This window comes from Dysgonomonas sp. BGC7 (assembly GCF_001261735.1).
GTDB lineage: Bacteria > Bacteroidota > Bacteroidia > Bacteroidales > Dysgonomonadaceae > Dysgonomonas.
Window position 1 is genome coordinate 92,383 of the sequence record NZ_CVRP01000001.1, and the last position, 15,551, is coordinate 107,933.

General features: G+C 38.5%; 14 protein-coding genes, 3 tRNA genes and 1 pseudogene. 5 read left to right on the forward strand and 13 right to left on the reverse strand.

Annotation, left to right across the window (positions count from 1 at the left end):
* Positions 1 to 2: 2 nt before the first annotated feature.
* Positions 3 to 821: a serine O-acetyltransferase EpsC gene (gene epsC / locus BGC7_RS00430; RefSeq protein ID WP_050699583.1), complete on the reverse strand. Its 819-nt coding sequence runs from the start codon at positions 819 to 821 to the stop codon at positions 3 to 5.
* A 283-nt stretch (positions 822 to 1,104) separates the two neighbouring features.
* Between epsC and gdhA the strand changes: the two genes are divergently transcribed.
* A complete protein-coding gene (gene gdhA / locus BGC7_RS00435; RefSeq protein WP_050699584.1) occupies positions 1,105 to 2,442 on the forward strand; it encodes an NADP-specific glutamate dehydrogenase in 1,338 nt (445 codons plus the stop codon).
* Positions 2,443 to 2,528: 86 nt separating this feature from the next.
* On the opposite strand, the gene BGC7_RS00440 is transcribed toward gdhA, so the two are convergent.
* Positions 2,529 to 2,616 (reverse strand) — tRNA-Ser (locus BGC7_RS00440).
* 189 nt (positions 2,617 to 2,805) lie between these two features.
* On the opposite strand from BGC7_RS00440, the gene BGC7_RS00445 reads away from it, so the two are divergent.
* Entirely contained in the window at positions 2,806 to 3,594 is a 789-nt protein-coding gene (locus BGC7_RS00445) for an aspartate dehydrogenase domain-containing protein (RefSeq protein WP_050699585.1), read from the forward strand.
* Here the strand turns inward: BGC7_RS00445 and BGC7_RS00450 are convergent.
* Positions 3,577 to 4,461 carry an NAD(P)-dependent oxidoreductase gene (locus tag BGC7_RS00450; protein ID WP_050699760.1) on the reverse strand — a complete coding sequence of 295 codons (885 nt, stop codon included), beginning with the start codon at positions 4,459 to 4,461 and terminating at the stop codon, positions 3,577 to 3,579. The genes BGC7_RS00445 and BGC7_RS00450 overlap by 18 nt on opposite strands.
* Positions 4,462 to 4,717: 256 nt before the next feature.
* Here BGC7_RS00450 and BGC7_RS18265 point away from each other — a divergent pair.
* Together BGC7_RS18265 and BGC7_RS00455 are read left to right on the forward strand one after the other, a co-directional pair.
* A pseudogene (locus BGC7_RS18265) lies at positions 4,718 to 4,771 on the forward strand (hypothetical protein); the annotation flags it as partial.
* 15 nt (positions 4,772 to 4,786) lie between these two features.
* Complete coding sequence (locus BGC7_RS00455; protein WP_157258593.1) at positions 4,787 to 5,293, forward strand: SEL1-like repeat protein; 507 nt, start codon at positions 4,787 to 4,789, stop codon at positions 5,291 to 5,293.
* Between the two features lie 184 nt (positions 5,294 to 5,477).
* Here BGC7_RS00455 and BGC7_RS00460 read toward each other — a convergent pair.
* The 9 genes from BGC7_RS00460 to BGC7_RS00500 form a co-directional block, all read right to left on the reverse strand.
* A tRNA-Leu gene (locus tag BGC7_RS00460) sits at positions 5,478 to 5,560 on the reverse strand.
* A gap of 8 nt (positions 5,561 to 5,568) precedes the next feature.
* Positions 5,569 to 5,641: transfer RNA gene (locus BGC7_RS00465), tRNA-Gly, on the reverse strand.
* A gap of 112 nt (positions 5,642 to 5,753) precedes the next feature.
* Entirely contained in the window at positions 5,754 to 6,218 is a 465-nt protein-coding gene (locus tag BGC7_RS00470; RefSeq protein ID WP_050699587.1) for a hypothetical protein, read from the reverse strand.
* Between the two features lie 21 nt (positions 6,219 to 6,239).
* A complete protein-coding gene (gene queG, locus BGC7_RS00475; RefSeq protein WP_087880022.1) occupies positions 6,240 to 7,172 on the reverse strand; it encodes a tRNA epoxyqueuosine(34) reductase QueG in 933 nt (310 codons plus the stop codon).
* Between the two features lie 4 nt (positions 7,173 to 7,176).
* Complete coding sequence (locus tag BGC7_RS00480; RefSeq protein WP_050699589.1) at positions 7,177 to 7,770, reverse strand: hypothetical protein; 594 nt, start codon at positions 7,768 to 7,770, stop codon at positions 7,177 to 7,179.
* Positions 7,771 to 8,216: 446 nt separating this feature from the next.
* Positions 8,217 to 9,122 carry a glycosyltransferase family 2 protein gene (locus tag BGC7_RS00485; protein ID WP_050699590.1) on the reverse strand — a complete coding sequence of 302 codons (906 nt, stop codon included), beginning with the start codon at positions 9,120 to 9,122 and terminating at the stop codon, positions 8,217 to 8,219.
* Positions 9,123 to 9,125: 3 nt separating this feature from the next.
* Positions 9,126 to 11,633 (reverse strand): glycosyltransferase family protein, encoded by a 2,508-nt coding sequence (locus BGC7_RS00490; RefSeq protein WP_050699591.1) that lies wholly within the window; start codon positions 11,631 to 11,633, stop codon positions 9,126 to 9,128.
* A gap of 13 nt (positions 11,634 to 11,646) precedes the next feature.
* A complete protein-coding gene (locus tag BGC7_RS00495) occupies positions 11,647 to 12,561 on the reverse strand; it encodes a class I SAM-dependent methyltransferase (protein ID WP_050699592.1) in 915 nt (304 codons plus the stop codon).
* Positions 12,562 to 12,566: 5 nt separating this feature from the next.
* On the reverse strand, positions 12,567 to 13,226 hold the full coding sequence (locus BGC7_RS00500; RefSeq protein WP_050699593.1) for an HAD family hydrolase: 660 nt from the start codon (positions 13,224 to 13,226) through the stop codon (positions 12,567 to 12,569).
* A 226-nt stretch (positions 13,227 to 13,452) separates the two neighbouring features.
* On the opposite strand from BGC7_RS00500, the gene BGC7_RS00505 reads away from it, so the two are divergent.
* A complete protein-coding gene (locus BGC7_RS00505) occupies positions 13,453 to 14,052 on the forward strand; it encodes a nitroreductase family protein (RefSeq protein WP_050699594.1) in 600 nt (199 codons plus the stop codon).
* A 60-nt stretch (positions 14,053 to 14,112) separates the two neighbouring features.
* On the opposite strand, the gene BGC7_RS00510 is transcribed toward BGC7_RS00505, so the two are convergent.
* Positions 14,113 to 15,495, reverse strand: a complete 1,383-nt coding sequence (locus BGC7_RS00510) for a tyrosine phenol-lyase (RefSeq protein ID WP_050699595.1) — start codon at positions 15,493 to 15,495, stop codon at positions 14,113 to 14,115.
* Between the last annotated feature and the right edge of the window lie 56 nt (positions 15,496 to 15,551).

Consider the following 15,551-nt stretch of genomic DNA (forward strand, 5'->3'; position numbering starts at 1 on the left):
CCCTATATATTAAAGTCAAGGGTGTGCCCTTCTTGTGCTAGCGTATTATGTATTCTTATTTCCGAGTTTTGCTGAACGAGAGAGTAGGGTACAACACTCTTGGTAAGCCAGGCGTTTCCTCCGATTATAGAGTCGTGTCCTACTACTGTTTTTCCGCCCAGAATCGTTGCTCCGGCATAGATTACCACATTGTCTTCTATGGTTGGATGTCGCTTTTCGTTCAAAAGGCTTTTGGTAACAAATAAAGCCCCGAGAGTAACGCCCTGATATATTTTTACATTGTTGCCTATTATGGTTGTTTCTCCTATAACGATACCGGTTCCATGATCAATATAAAAGGCATGCCCTATTTCTGCACCGGGATTGATATCTATGCCTACCTTTGAGTGTGCATATTCGGAAAATAAGCGGGGTATAATAGGAGTCTTCATCTTGTAGAATTCGTGAGATATACGATAGACTACTTGTGCAAAAAATCCGGGATACGTTAGAATGACTTCCTCTATAGATTTAGCTGCAGGGTCGTTGTCGAAATAGACCCGGGCTTCATCGAAGAGTTTGTCTTGTAGTTGTGGCAACATATTTATAAATTTATCTACCATTTCCTCAGCTTGTTTGCGATCTAGTAACGCACTGATGTTTTCTACCAGAATAGAGTAGAAATAATATAGCTTTTTCTCTCTTGATTTCTCCTGATCGCATATAGGAAACAGTACTCTATGTATGAGAGTGTTCAGAGCATCTTCTAGTTCTATCCTGTTTATGGGTAAATGTTTAGATTCGGCTCTTAATTTATTTGCTATTTGGTAGATATTTGTCATAACTTCTTCTTTTTGTAAAACAAAAGTAAGAATTAAAAAGGAAAATATAGAGCCCTTCAAATAAATGCATAAGATTTGTTATGAATTTTATCTATATACCGATTTAGATCGGAGATGTGAGTTTTTGTTTTTGTAATTTTTTTTCATAGTATATTATAGAATAATCTTAAATCTATGTTTTTAATCATGTGTTTGCCTCGAAAATAATAAAGAAATAATAACAATAATAATTTGATTATTTCTACATTTGTATAGTAAAACAACCAATTTAACCTTGTATATCATGAGAATAGATGACATTTTATCAAAATTGGAGGCTAAACACCCCGGAGAGTCAGAGTTTTTGCAAGCAGTAAAAGAAGTTTTAGTCTCGATAGAGGACGTATATAATCAACATCCTGAATTTGAGAAAAACCGTATTATAGAACGTCTTGTAGAACCTGATCGTATTTTCACATTTAAGGTTCCTTGGGTTGACGATAAAGGAGATATTCAAGTCAATATAGGATACCGTGTACAATTTAACAATGCAATAGGACCTTATAAAGGAGGGTTGAGATTTCATGCTTCTGTAAATTTGTCATCTCTTAAATTTTTGGGATTTGAACAAACATTTAAAAACGCATTGACTACCTTGCCTATGGGTGGAGGTAAAGGAGGTTCTGATTTTAGTCCTAAAGGGAAGTCTAATTCGGAAATTATGCGTTTTTGCCAGGCTTTTATGCTCGAAATCTGGCGTAATATAGGCCCTGATACAGATGTTCCGGCCGGTGATATCGGGGTTGGTACACGTGAAATAGGTTATTTATACGGAATGTATAAGAAATTAGCTAGAGAAAATACAGGAACTTTTACTGGCAAAGGACTCGAGTATGGAGGTTCGCTAGTACGCCCCGAAGCTACAGGGTATGGAGCTCTATATTTTGTAAATGAGATGCTTAAAGCAAAAAATATTGATATAAAAGGTAAAACTGTTGCTATTTCCGGATTCGGTAATGTAGCATGGGGTGCAACATTGAAAGCTACCGAGTTGGGAGCAAAAGTAGTTACTATATCCGGCCCTGACGGTTATATTTACGATCCTGACGGAGTGAGTGGCGATAAAATTGAGTATATGCTCGAGCTTCGTGATTCTGGTAATGACGTTGTAGCCCCTTATGCAGAGAAATATCCTGTTGCAGTATTCCATGCAGGAAAGAAACCTTGGGTAGAAAAAGTAGATATTGCTTTACCTTGTGCTATACAGAATGAGCTGAATGTGAAAGATGCGGAAACATTGATAAATAATGGAGTTACTTGTGTCGCAGAAGTGTCTAATATGGGATGTACTGCCGAAGCTGTAGACTACTTTATTGAAAAAGCAATGCTTTTTGCTCCCGGTAAGGCTGTAAATGCAGGAGGTGTTGCCACTTCAGGGCTGGAAATGAGCCAGAATGCAATGCATATACAATGGGGAGCTGAAGAAGTTGATCAGCGCTTACATAATATAATGAGAAATATACATGGACAATGTTTAGCCTTTGGTAAAGATAGCAATGGCTATATTAATTATGTAAAAGGAGCTAATGTTGCAGGCTTTATGAAAGTTGCCAGAGCAATGATGGCGCAAGGTGTAATCTAGTATATGCATTAAACCAATTTGCTCTTGACTATTTTACAGAATAAAAAAGCAGTCTCTGAATATTCGGTGACTGCTTCTTGCCTCAGCGGAGAGGAAGAGATTCGAACTCTCGAAACCCTTTAGGGGTTTACACGCTTTCCAGGCGTGCCTCTTCAACCACTCGAGCACCTCTCCATTTGTCCTCCGGTTGTAGCGTGTGCAAAGATAAGAGATATTTTTTTATTGACAAATAAATTAAAGTATACGCCTATGTATATATTACTAAAATGAATTTGATAATAACCTTCTATTTTGAACTTTAGTTTGTTCGAACGTTATTGCGTTGTCTTTGTTGTTTCTCTTTAAAGGGCTATCTTTGTGTCTATGAAAAAGTTAGTAATTGTCGGATGTGGGCATCTTGCTGAGATTGTGGCTGATGCTATTATTGGTGGTATTTTACCAGAGTATGAATTGGTTGGGGTGTATTCTCGTACAGTAGAGAAAGCTGTATATTTAGCTAATAAAATGCAGAGATACGGAAAAACATGTTTAGCTTGTAGGTCATTAGAAGAGCTATTATCTCTTAAACCTGATTATTTAGTTGAATCAGCATCTCCTGCGGCGATGAAAGAATTGGCCTTGCCAACTCTTGAGAATGGTACTTCTATAGTAACACTGTCTATTGGAGCTTTGGCTGATACTGCATTTTATCAGCAAGTAATAGAAACAGCAAAGAAGAATGCTACGAGAGTATATATTGCATCGGGGGCAACAGGAGGTTTTGATGTGCTAAGAACAGCTACATTGATGGGAAATGCTTCTGCAAGATTCTTTAATGAGAAAGGAACAAACAGATTGAGAAGATCGGTCGTTTATGATCCAATATTAGAAACAGAGAAACGAATCGTTTTTTCAGGGACGGCCAGAGAAGCGATAGCTATATTTCCTACCGGATTAAACGTCTCAGTTGCAGCTTCATTGGCTTCTGTTGGTCCTGAAGAGATGCAGGTAGCTATGCAGGCTACTCCCGGATTCATAGGTGACACACAGAGAGTCGAAATAAAGAATGATCAGGTTCATGCCGTAGTAAATGTATACAGTGCTACTCCCGAAATAGCAGGGTGGTCAGTAGTAAGCACCCTGCAGAATATTGTTTCACCCATCGTATTCTGATAGATTGGCCAATACTTTTTCGCTCAGGCGGTCAAACGCCTGACGCGTACGACCAGTGGAGACATTCATACATCGAATGTGCGGATGATTAAGCAGATGAGCACCTCCTAATGCACCAATAGTGTCGCAAAAACAAAGATTATCTCCTTCGATCCATTTATTAAAAGCTGCCTCGTCCCATGCAGGAGACAAGCCTGTGTTAAATAATATCTTATTATTGCCTAATTGAATAAATTCTTCGTCATGTAGCAGAATTGTGTTTTTATTCAAGCAACAAAATATGACCTCATTCTCAGACAATAGTTTATTCAAGGGCAAGAAACCGTATCCTTTAACTTTAGCATCTTTTTTTTCACTGCGTGAGAAATAGCTTACATCCGCTCCAAAGAACTTCATTGCGTCAGCTATCATTCCTCCAGACTTGCCAAGTCCTATTACACCGATCTTTAGTCCTGTTATTTCTCGAGGCATACCATCCCAAGGAGTCTGGCCAAATCCGTGAAGGCAACGCACTAATTCGCTAACTACATATTCAACAACACCCTCGTCGCCGTAGTCACGAATGCCTGTTACAGTTATACCTCTCGAATTTGCATATAGGATATCCACATTGGCACTTTCGGGTGAATATAAGGAACAACACATACCAATATATTTCACATTAGGACATTGGGCAAGTGTATATTTGTTAATTCTCGACGTATAGCTGAGTAGTACAGCGTCTGCGCCTCCTATTCGGGATGCAACTTCATCATCACTTGTTGGAATGTTATTATACATTACAACTTCTTTTGCAAAAGAATATAGAGCTTTTTCTGCCGACGGAATTAAGCTTACTGGCTCTATAGCTACAAGTTTGTCAAACATAATATTCATCATAAAAGAGTAAAGTTAATAAAAGCCCTGATGTTTCCAAAATGGTTATAGAAAGGTGCTATAAAGAGATTTATTAAATACAAGTTCAAAAGCATTATCAAATGATAGATAGAAGCTAAAAGTTAATAGATAGAATATTTACTGAAATAGGGATATGCAAAGGGTATAAATGTTTAGAAGCTTTGTTTAATGCCCTAAAGGTATTCTTTAGTTGGTGTTTTGACAATGATATCACGATAGACCATTTAAAGACTATCGTAAAGCGATCAAATATTTTGAGCTGGCAGCGAACAAAGACCATGGTTATGCTATGTATATGTTAGGCTTATGTTATCTCAACGGGTATGGAGTAGATGCTAACCAACCGCAAGCTATGTATTGGCTTCAAAAAGCTGCGAAGAAAAATATTAAACTCTCACATATGGAGCTGGAGTCCGATTCTCCAGAACGACCTTTGCAGCCTAAAATGCTAAAAAGCTTTTCTATAAAGGAAGACGAGGCTGCTGTACCTGCTAAATTTACACAAATAAAGTACGAAGCCGCTAAATGGGATAATCTCAGCGGGGTGTATACAGGTGTTTTGGTAACATATGACTGGAGTGGGCAGTATATTCTGGAGGAAAACCCATTGAAATTAATTATTGAACAGCAAGGAGACGAAATTATCGCCGACTGGCAGCAAGAAGGAGCGACACCAATGGAAGCATATGGTATGCTTACAGATAGTGCTCTCGTGTTTACAAAAGATAATAGCAATAAGACTTTGGCGATCGTGCTATCGGTTTATAATGGATATGGAACAAATAGACGAATTTATAACTGAATTAAAACTTACGGCAAATATTATACGAGAGCAATAAGCATTACCCAATATGCGATTTATCCACGGTCGCATATTTTTTATGTAGTACACCCAAAAGCCTATATTATGTCAATTGGTACGCTTTTAGTATACCTTTCAAAATAATAAAAAAGCTTATAATCAATCGATTATAAGCTTTTTTTAGTACTCGGAGCGGGACTTGAACCCGCACAACCTAATGGTCACAAGATTTTAAGTCTTGCGTGTCTACCATTCCACCATCCGAGCAGCCTTAGAGCGAAAGACGGGATTCGAACCCGCGACCCCGACCTTGGCAAGGTCGTGCTCTACCAACTGAGCTACTTTCGCATTTGCTGCCAGAGAATGTATATTTGCAATCAACGTTATGATGCCCATTCTCAATTAGCGAGTGCAAATGTAATAAATGTTTTTACTCCTTGCAAGATTTGATCATGTAAAATTAACGATAGACATGAAAAATTGTGCTGCCACTCTCTTTCCCAACATTGTACTTTTGCAGGCCTGTTTTTGATGGTCCGGATTTAACATTGCCCAGACCAGAATATAGGTCAAATACACTTTTGCATTTTGAACACGTTGCAGTACCATCAGATATAGAAGGCGAGACTATAATGTCTCTCATCTTTTCATTCGGACAACAAAGGTCAAATGCAGATAAGCTTACTCCCCCACTTTCTTGGATTATGTTACTCACAACTATTAATCCCGAATAGCCAACAGACTCATTGCTCAATCTTGGTTTAGTATATACTTTAATGCTCCCAGGGCTTCGTAATTCAGCATCTAAATTATTCAAGTCTATTTTAAAATTTGGATATCCGGGTATAATATCTTTTACCTCCTCCTCTCCGCAAGAAAGAAAAATTATTAGTAATATTATTAAGATATATTTTAAGTTATTCATTCTATTATAAACGATATTAAGTTATTCATATTGTATTTTTGTGCTTTTTAACGCCTCCAGATTTCGCTTCAATCCGCTAAACTTAGCTCTTTTAACTGCTGAACCTTTAAAAATCCTCTGATACTCTTCAACGGTAAGATTGTCTAATTTCTCGAAAGATAAATCCATGAATGCAGATGAAGGCTTAAACTCCTCGGTACTATGACTTCGGGCGTATCTGTTCCAAGGGCATATCTGTTGACATATATCGCATCCGTAAAAACGATTACTCATCTTCGGTACTATCTCACTTGCTATACTTCCTTTGTTCTCTATCGTCTGGTAAGAAATACACTTATTTGCATCTATTACCATAGGAGCAACAATTGCTTTTGTGGGGCAGGCCTCTATACAGCGTGTACAATTTCCGCACGACAGATTTAATGGAGTGTCATAGTCTAACTCCTTGTTTACCATTAACTCACCCAAAAAGAAATATGACCCCTTTTGGGGAATTATCAACATTGAGTTCTTGCCTATAAAACCCAATCCTGCTTTTACTGCCCAATAACGTTCCAATATAGGTGCTGTATCTACAAAGGGCCTCCCTGTCACAGTAGGATCTATCGTTTGTATAAGAGCGAGTAATTGCTGGAGTTTCAGTTTCACTACATCATGATAATCCTTACCATAGGCATAATATGCAAACTGAGGATGACTGACGGGTTGTTTTTCTTCCGGATAATAATTCAATGCTACAGATATGACAGACTTAACTCCGTCGGTCAGTAGAGTAGGGTTTAATCTTTTCTCTTGGTTCGCAGCCATATAGGTCATGTTTGCATTGTATGAGTTCTCTATCCAGTTGTTAAACATTTGTTGTTCTGTACCGGTAACCTCTTCGGCTCTACATATTCCGCAAGCGTCGAACCCAAGACTGTAAGCGAATTCTTTTATCTGTTCCGAGATTGTCAAAATGTTATTTCTGATATTTGTTAACCCGTCTGACTCCGAAACGATCGAACGCAGCAGGGTCTACATATATTTCTTCTTTCGTATCTTTGTTTCGAAAAACAACAAAGTCGTGATCCTTAAACCATCCATCGGTAGCATTCTTTTGCATATTGTTTCCAAATAGATGCAACTTTCCTTTCTTTGGCTTGGCTTCCCAGATCTTCTTCATGTCGTATCTGTTGATAAGATAGTTACCCACAGCCGAAGCGAATGCTGCATATCCTATATAGTTTGCTCCACCGTTTGCTAATGCTTTTTGAGGTTCACTGTCTTTATATTCGATCGAATAGTCTAATGCTTTGTCTGTTATATCAAGTGAAAAGTCAATAATCATATCTATATCCATATTTTCATCAAGCGATTCATCGTTGGGCAGATTTTGTAAAATGTAATTCGATAGAGTTTCATCTTTTATCTCATATGATTTTCGATTTCCTGCATCCTGATATTTTATTATTGCGCTGTATATATTGGCCTTCAATAGAAACGCAAGAACCAAAAGGGCTACAACTCCTACTACAATAGCGATTATATTTCCTTTTTTATTCTTCTTTGCCATGTATTATCTGTTTTATTTAAGTTTGTTATTTTTTATTTCTTTGCAAGATACATCTTAGTCACTTACATTTATTTACTTTTTGTATATGTTAACAGTATTCAGATAAAAAACTACAGTAATAAAAATATTCAACTCGTTGTATTTTAACTAAAACCTGACAAAGCTGTACTCTTTAAACCCCACTTTATCTCCCCAGAGGGGAGAAACTGCTGACGCTATCAATTCATTGCTCCTGTGCTAACTGTTGATTGATCAATATTATCAATTCTCCTGGCTTTGCCCTAGCCTCCCTTCGGGGAGGTTGGTGGGGCTATTTTAACTAAAACCTGACAAACTTGTACTGTTTTTTTACTTTTTCAATAGACAGTATTCAATCCTTTTGACATTTCCTAAGCCTCCCTTTGAGGAGGTTGGAAGGACTTATGTATAGATAAACTTAAGCCCTCTTATTTACCAAGCAATCCTTTGGATACATACCATCTGAATTGTATAAGCTTCCATCCCTTGGATGGGAATAGAGAAATGGTATATGCAACACAAAGAACAATCGAGCCTGCCCACTTTTTCAGTTCCGATAAGATACGCTTGCGATAAGCGACAGGCGAAACCGCTTTGGTGCGTATATGCTCACTTTTGCCTATCGAATATGTAAGATCTTTGAAATGCTGAATAGTAAGTTTTTTTTCAGGGATATAATGATGTATTCCCATTTGGGGCAGATAGTAAAAAGTCTCTTTTCCTTTGGTTAGTCTGTCGTACAGATCTTTTTCTTCAGCTCCTATAAGTCCTCTCCCTTTTCTGCCAAGTTCTACATTAAACAGCCCGTATTTTTTGAATATCTCTTTGCGGAAAGCCGAATTACCTCCTCCGGGATATTTCCCATTTCGAAAAGGTTTGTTTTTATCCCCCTCATACAGGGCGCCACCGATAAGCTGCTCAGTGTAGTGTGACAACCATTTGGGCTTGTCCGCCTCGTAAACGGGAACTATGGGGCCGCCACAGGCACTTACTTCGGGATGTGTTTCAAAGAAACTGTCGATAGCGGAAAGATAATTGTCAAAGACTGTTGCATCATCATCCACAAAGATGAGGATATCGCCTTTGCTTTCTTTCACACCTCTATTTCGGGCATAAGACAATCCTTGATTATATTCGATAAAATAATGGAATTTGATGTGAGGGTAATCTGCCTGAAATTTGTTGCATATAGCCTCTGTATCATCAGTACTGTTATTGTTCACCAAAACTATTTCGTAGTTGAGGTGCGGATAAGTTTGTTCTGCAATGCTCTTCATGGCATTGTAGATATATTTTTCTCTATTGTAAGTACAGAAAATAACAGAGAGCTTCATCCTTTAATCTTTCTTTTTTCGGAATCCGAATACTACTAGGCCTATAAGGGTAAGAACCAACAATCCTGACGATGCTGTTGCTATTGTCCGACTCAATATATATTCTTTCGGTTCAAATTTAAATACGATTTCATGCTCGCCCGCAGGAATGCGCATAGCTCTTAATGTCCAGTCTGCCCTGAAGTGAGGCGCTTCTTTTCCATCTACATAGGCTTGCCATCCGTCCGAAAAGTATATTTCTGAGAATACGGCTAGTTGTTCGGTTGTTGCTTTTGATTTGTAAGTTACTACATCCGGTTTGTATTCGGTCATCTCTATTGTAGCTGTTGAATCGGCTGATAGACTAAGCCCTGTTAGTTCGCTCTCGAACCGCTTGTCTACCACTGCTGTTTGCGATGGGTTTATAATATTTATCGCAGCAATTTCTTCGTCTGCATTATTCACCAGTTTATATTCCGGAACAAACCATGCGTTACCCATAGCATTAGAATTCACTATTGGCTGTTGCTCGGGGCTGAATATAATATACTTGGTGTTTAACATATTCAGTCCTGTGGCAGATGCAAACGAGGCTGTTATTGTATCTATGTTCTGAGAACTGAATGATTTTATAATCGTAGAAATATCTTTCTCCAACTTGTATTCTATCAGTTCCTGATAACGTTTTAGTTTGGCAGCATGATATCCTCCTATCGACTTGTGATAGTAGGATGTTGCTGTTTCGTTGAACGGATTGTTCAGATTCAACACCCTGTATGAGGGATGCTTGTCTTGCAGGATAGCCTGATCGGCAACCGATGGTTTGAATGTTTCGGTTACGTATGTGCTTTTAGTCACAAAGCGGTCGTTATTGAGATAACGTTTGTCTACTCCCCAAAGATCGATAAGAATAAGTACTACAATTGCAATGGAACAGTATTGTGCAATCTGTTTAGCTTCCATCTTAGACCGTAATGAAAAGAAAAGTGTAGCTGCCGCAAGCAACACAAATATCAATGATCGGAAAGCATCGGACGATAACAGGGATTTCCTGTCGGCAACAAGAGCATTGTAGTACCAATCTGGCATTTGCGATTTCCAAGCTTGGTCTGCATCTGCAATAAAGTTGAAGAAGAATCCCGGCGCTACCCAGAAGAATAAACTTAGTCCTCCTACAACTCCGCATGATATGTATAGCGCTTTGGTAAGTTTCTGCTTGTCTATTTCGCCCGAAAAGAATTCTTTCACACCCCATACAGCTACCATCAGCATAGACAATGCCGGAATAACCAATGCTGTAGATACAGCTCTGAATTTATTGTAGAGAGGGAAATGATAGAAGAACCAATCGTTGAACCATTCCATATTTTTACCCCACGAAAGGAATATGAAGAATATGGTTGCAGCCAATAGTGTCCATTTCATCTTGCTCCGGATAATTATCATTCCCAGCAGGAATAAGAAACATACTATCGCTCCGAAATAGACAGGCCCCGAAGTCATTGGTTGACTACCCCAATAGGTGTACGACTGGACTCCCTCCGAACCAAGCTGAGATCCGTAGCCTTGTTTCACCATTTCCTGATATAGATGCGAATCTTTGTCGAGCATTGCGCCCGATGCTCCTCCATGTATATTGGGGATCATCAGAGTGAAGGTTTCAGCTTTTCCATAGCTCCATGCGAAAGCATAATCTTTGTCGAGACCCGACGATTGCTTTTCTGTAGAGCTGGGAGCGGTGAGTTCCGATTTGCCGCGAGTACTTTCTCTTGCCATCTCCAGATTGGCATATATGTTGCCCATATTGCATGCAGCAGCCAACAGTAAAGCTATTACCATCGTTCCACTTGCTTTCAGTAGGGTTTTAAAATCTTTTTTCGATATACGTTCTATGGCATATCCGATAAACAAGATAGCACAGAAAATACCTGTATAATAGGTGATTTGCAAGTGATTGTTTTTTATTTGCAGTGCTAATCCCAACGCGACAAGGAATCCAGCAAGTAGAATCTTATTCTTAAATAATGCCATTATTCCTGCTACTATCAGCGGCAGATAAACTAATGCCCATGCTTTGGTGACATGTCCGGCATCGAGAATAATTATATTGTACGAAGACAAGGAATAGGCTATTGCTCCTATAATAGACACAATGGGACTGAATCCCATCAGGCAGAATAGAATATATGCCATTATCATGCCTGCAAAGACAGGACCACCGGACTCGCTACCTAACAGGCGGAAAGGTTTCTCCAGATAATCGAGAAAGTTGGGTGAACCTCCCGGTATTCCTATCTGATATGCCGGCATTCCCGAAAACATAGAGCCTGTCCAAGCCGAAGATTTTCCTTCATTCTTGTAATACTCTTGTAGCTCTTGTGCCGAACCCTGATATTGTACAACATCGTGCTGAGACAAGACTTTCCCTTCCATAATAGGACTGAAATAGACAAGTGTTATGGCTAGAAATGCGACTATGGCTATAAGATGGGGCAGTATCTGCTTGAATAACGATTGTTCCTTGTTTATCATCTTAATTTGTATTTTATTGTTTTTTCTTTTTTAGTATGTAGATAAGTGAACTGCTCTTGCTTTTGTTTCCCAAAGTTTTGATAAAGAATAGCCCTCCTCTGAAAAGTCCTACAATACTTCCCAGAAAACTACCTTTATTTTTTTCACTGAGCATGGATATATAAAATGCATCAAAGTACATCGGCTTTGTAGCTATTATTTCGAAATGATGCCTTTTAGCCAGATGTTCGAAATCGGCCGGAGAAAAATGCCATAAGTGACGGGGCACATCGTAGGCAGCCCAATTTTCTTTGTAATATGCAGCATCGAACGAGCTTTTGTTAGGCAGGGCAATGATTAATGTGCCGTCGTCTTTTAGTATTCCTTGCAGATGATCCATCACACTGTTTAGATGTTCCAAATGTTCGAGAACATGCCACATTGTAATAACATCTTTTGTCTTACACGGAATTTCGTAAAGATAGTCAGATGCCTGACAGTTTATATTGAATTTCTGTTTTGTATAATTTCTGGCAGTCTCCGACTTTTCAATACCTGTTACTACCCATTTTCTCTCTTTCATCTTGTTGAGAAAGTAACCTGTACCTGACCCTATATCGAGAAGCATTCCCTTTTTGTCTCCAGCATATCTGCATACCATTTTGGCTTTCGAGCGTAATGCTATTTTTCGGGCCCAATGATACAGCATATTGATAATGCCTTTGTGGGTATCGGAATGCGAAACGTATGCCGGAGCATCGTAGTATCTGCCTATTGCCTCTTCGGAAGGGAAATCCTGAGTGAAAGCAAAGCCGCATCTGTTACACTTATATATATCAAATATTTCGTGGCTCGCCAGATAGTCTTTGCATGTCAGAAAAGGTGTTGTTGCTTTGTTTCCGCAAACAGGACAAATACTCGTATGTATTTTTATAGATGTACTTTCCATTTGTATCAATACTTAAATTGATTTCTGTCTACTTCATCGAAGCTTTTGATGATTTGGCAATTCTTCCAATCGCTGTAATCGTCTTGGTTCGAATCTACTACAATAATTTTACCTGCACAAGCATTTTTTGCAGACTGTAACCCAGCAATGGCATCTTCGAAGATGATAACATCTTCAGGCTTTTTCCCTATGACTTCCATAGCCATTTGGTATATTTGCGGATCGGGTTTTCCTTTTATTTTTCCGTTATTGTAGACAATTCTGTCATAATCGAACCACTTTTTGAGAGGTAGATGTTCGAAATAAAAATCGACATTTTCTTTCCCCGAAGCTGTAGCTATGGTGAACGGTATTTTCTTTTCTACTAAAAAATCAAGAAATCTTTCTGCTCCCGGAGCTAGAGGCATATCGGTTTGAAGACATAGCTCCTGATATAATCCCTCTTTCTCGAGTATGTAGTCTTCTATCTGTTTGCCAGATAGTGTGCCTCCGAATAAAGAAGTAAATATATCTTTATTGTTCTTTCCGTGTATTTTCAGAAATTTGTCTTCATCAGACAAATGTAAGTTATGTTTTGTAAGGAATATATCCCAAGCCTTGTTATGGAGCTTTGTATCCCAGAATAAAGTACCGTTGAAATCGAAAATGACTCCCGAAAATAGCATAATAGGTTTCTTAATTAATTAATGAACATATAAAAGAAAAACAACTGTGTGTATATCTTGCAATATGCACGATTATATTCCTAAGTTCGCTACAAATGTACGAAATACTTAGATATATAGATATTTGAAGAGATAACTATTATAATTTTTATATATATAATTGAAACTTTTCAACGAACTTTATGTTTTATAACTAAAACAAACAACATCTAAAAAAGAACAGATTATGAACAGTTTTAAGAAAGCAGTAGAAAATCGGAGAACATATTATGGAATAAATGATAAGAGCCCAATTTCCGATAATGAAATAAAAGAAATTATAGATTTTGCAGTATTGAATGTTCCCTCATCATTTAACTCCCAGTCTACCAGAGTTGTTCTTTTATTGAAAGACAATCATAAGAAGCTTTGGGATATAGTGAAGAATACATTAAAGGCAATTGTTCCCGCTGAGGCTTTTGGCGCTACCGAAGCAAAGATAGATGGAGCCTTTGCAGCCGGTTACGGAACAATATTATATTATGAAGATGAATCGGTAGTTGAAGGACTTCAAAAAGCGTTCCCTACATATAGTGACAATTTTCCTATATGGTCACAACATACTTCTGCTATGCATCAGTTCGCTATTTGGACAATGCTTGAAGACGCAGGCTTAGGAGCTTCGCTTCAGCATTATAATCCTATAATAGATGAGGAAGTAGCAAAAGAATTTAATATAAATCCAAAATGGAAATTAATAGCTCAGATGCCATTCGGTACACCTACCGTACAGCCATCTTCGAAAGAATTTCAACCATTGGAAGAAAGAGTAATAGTCTTTAAATAATTGTAAATAGTTAGTTTGTTAATGTTGATTAAGGCTGCCTCAAGGGCAGCCTTAATTTGTTTATAGTTCAGTAAACCTAGCTTGGAAAAATCGCAGGTATTTGGGTTCATATACCATTTTAAGCCCTTTGGCTTTATCTCTGTTTTTGTACATATCAATGATACTCCATGCCGCTACATCGAAATGGGATTGTGTATATACTCTTCGAGGTATTGTAAGACGTACTAATTCCAATTCAGGATAATAGTGGTCTCCGGTCGTTTTGTTTCTTCCGGCAGAAACTATTCCCCGTTCCATCCCTCTTACTCCGCATTCGACAAATATGTCTGCTGCCAGTTTTTGAGCCGGAAATTGAGACTGTGGTATATGCGAATAGAATTTTTTTGCATCAATGAAAACTCCGTGTCCTCCTATCGGTAAAACTATCGGGATGCCTGCTTCGTTGAGCAAATTACCGAAATACTCGACCTGCCTGACACGAGAGGCTATTGTTTCATCCTGTATAGCCTCTATTAGTCCTTGAGCCATAGCTTCCATGTCTCGTCCGGCCAACCCTCCGTATGTAGGCATACCTTCATATACAACAATCAGGCTGCGTAATTCATCGAACAGATCTTCATCATTGCACATAACCAATCCTCCTATGTTTACATATAGATCTTTTTTGGCACTTACGGTTGCAGCATCGCTATATGAACAAAATTCACAGTTTATATCTTCTACACTTTTATTCTCGTATCCTATTTCCCGTTGTTGTATAAAATAGGCATTTTCGATGTTGCGTGTAGCGTCTAGCACTACTTTTATACCATGTCTGTGAGCCAGTTCCGATACCGCCTTCATATTCGCCATACTCACAGGCTGTCCTCCGGCCATATTTACCGGAGCTCCTACCGTGATGTAAGCTATGTTCTTTGCTCCTTTTTCTTCTATTAGTTTTGCGAATTTATCAAGATCTATATTGCCCTTAAAAGGATGGTTGGATTGGCTTTTATGAGCTTCGTCAATTATTACATCTACAAATATACCTCCGGCTATTTCCTGATGCTGGCGTGTTGTAGTAAAATACATATTTCCGGCCACATACTGTCCCGGAGTTATAGTGCATTTGCTCAGTAAGTTTTCTGCTCCTCTTCCCTGATGGGTTGGTAAGACATATTTATAACCATAATATTTTTTACAAACCTCTTCCAGATAATAATAGCTACGGCTACCGGCATACGCTTCATCTCCGATCATCATTCTCGACCATTGCTGATCGCTCATTGCATTTGTTCCACTGTCTGTAAGCAAGTCGATATAAACATCATCGGAATGTAGCAGGAATGTATTCCAGCCAGCATCTTCCATTGCTTGTAGACGATGTTCGCGGGTGGTTGTTTTTAACGATTCCACTACCTTGATGCGGTAGGGTTCTGCCCATGGTTTTTTTGAAAATGCCATACTGCGGATTTTTTAGGGTTAAACTTCGTGTTGTGTCTTATCTCGGCTTAAAATTT

Bases quoted from the DNA above. Each gene is read 5' to 3' on its own strand.
- epsC (WP_050699583.1), bottom strand. From the start codon at position 821: ATGACAAATATCTACCAAATAGCAAATAAATTAAGAGCCGAATCTAAA.
- gdhA (WP_050699584.1), top strand. From the start codon at position 1,105: ATGAGAATAGATGACATTTTATCAAAATTGGAGGCTAAACACCCCGGA.
- BGC7_RS00445 (WP_050699585.1), top strand. From the start codon at position 2,806: ATGAAAAAGTTAGTAATTGTCGGATGTGGGCATCTTGCTGAGATTGTG.
- BGC7_RS00450 (WP_050699760.1), bottom strand. From the start codon at position 4,461: ATGTTTGACAAACTTGTAGCTATAGAGCCAGTAAGCTTAATTCCGTCG.
- BGC7_RS00455 (WP_157258593.1), top strand. From the start codon at position 4,787: ATGTTAGGCTTATGTTATCTCAACGGGTATGGAGTAGATGCTAACCAA.
- BGC7_RS00470 (WP_050699587.1), bottom strand. From the start codon at position 6,218: ATGAATAACTTAAAATATATCTTAATAATATTACTAATAATTTTTCTT.
- BGC7_RS00480 (WP_050699589.1), bottom strand. From the start codon at position 7,770: ATGGCAAAGAAGAATAAAAAAGGAAATATAATCGCTATTGTAGTAGGA.
- BGC7_RS00485 (WP_050699590.1), bottom strand. From the start codon at position 9,122: ATGAAGCTCTCTGTTATTTTCTGTACTTACAATAGAGAAAAATATATC.
- BGC7_RS00490 (WP_050699591.1), bottom strand. From the start codon at position 11,633: ATGATAAACAAGGAACAATCGTTATTCAAGCAGATACTGCCCCATCTT.
- BGC7_RS00495 (WP_050699592.1), bottom strand. From the start codon at position 12,561: ATGGAAAGTACATCTATAAAAATACATACGAGTATTTGTCCTGTTTGC.
- BGC7_RS00500 (WP_050699593.1), bottom strand. From the start codon at position 13,226: ATGCTATTTTCGGGAGTCATTTTCGATTTCAACGGTACTTTATTCTGG.
- BGC7_RS00505 (WP_050699594.1), top strand. From the start codon at position 13,453: ATGAACAGTTTTAAGAAAGCAGTAGAAAATCGGAGAACATATTATGGA.
- BGC7_RS00510 (WP_050699595.1), bottom strand. From the start codon at position 15,495: ATGGCATTTTCAAAAAAACCATGGGCAGAACCCTACCGCATCAAGGTA.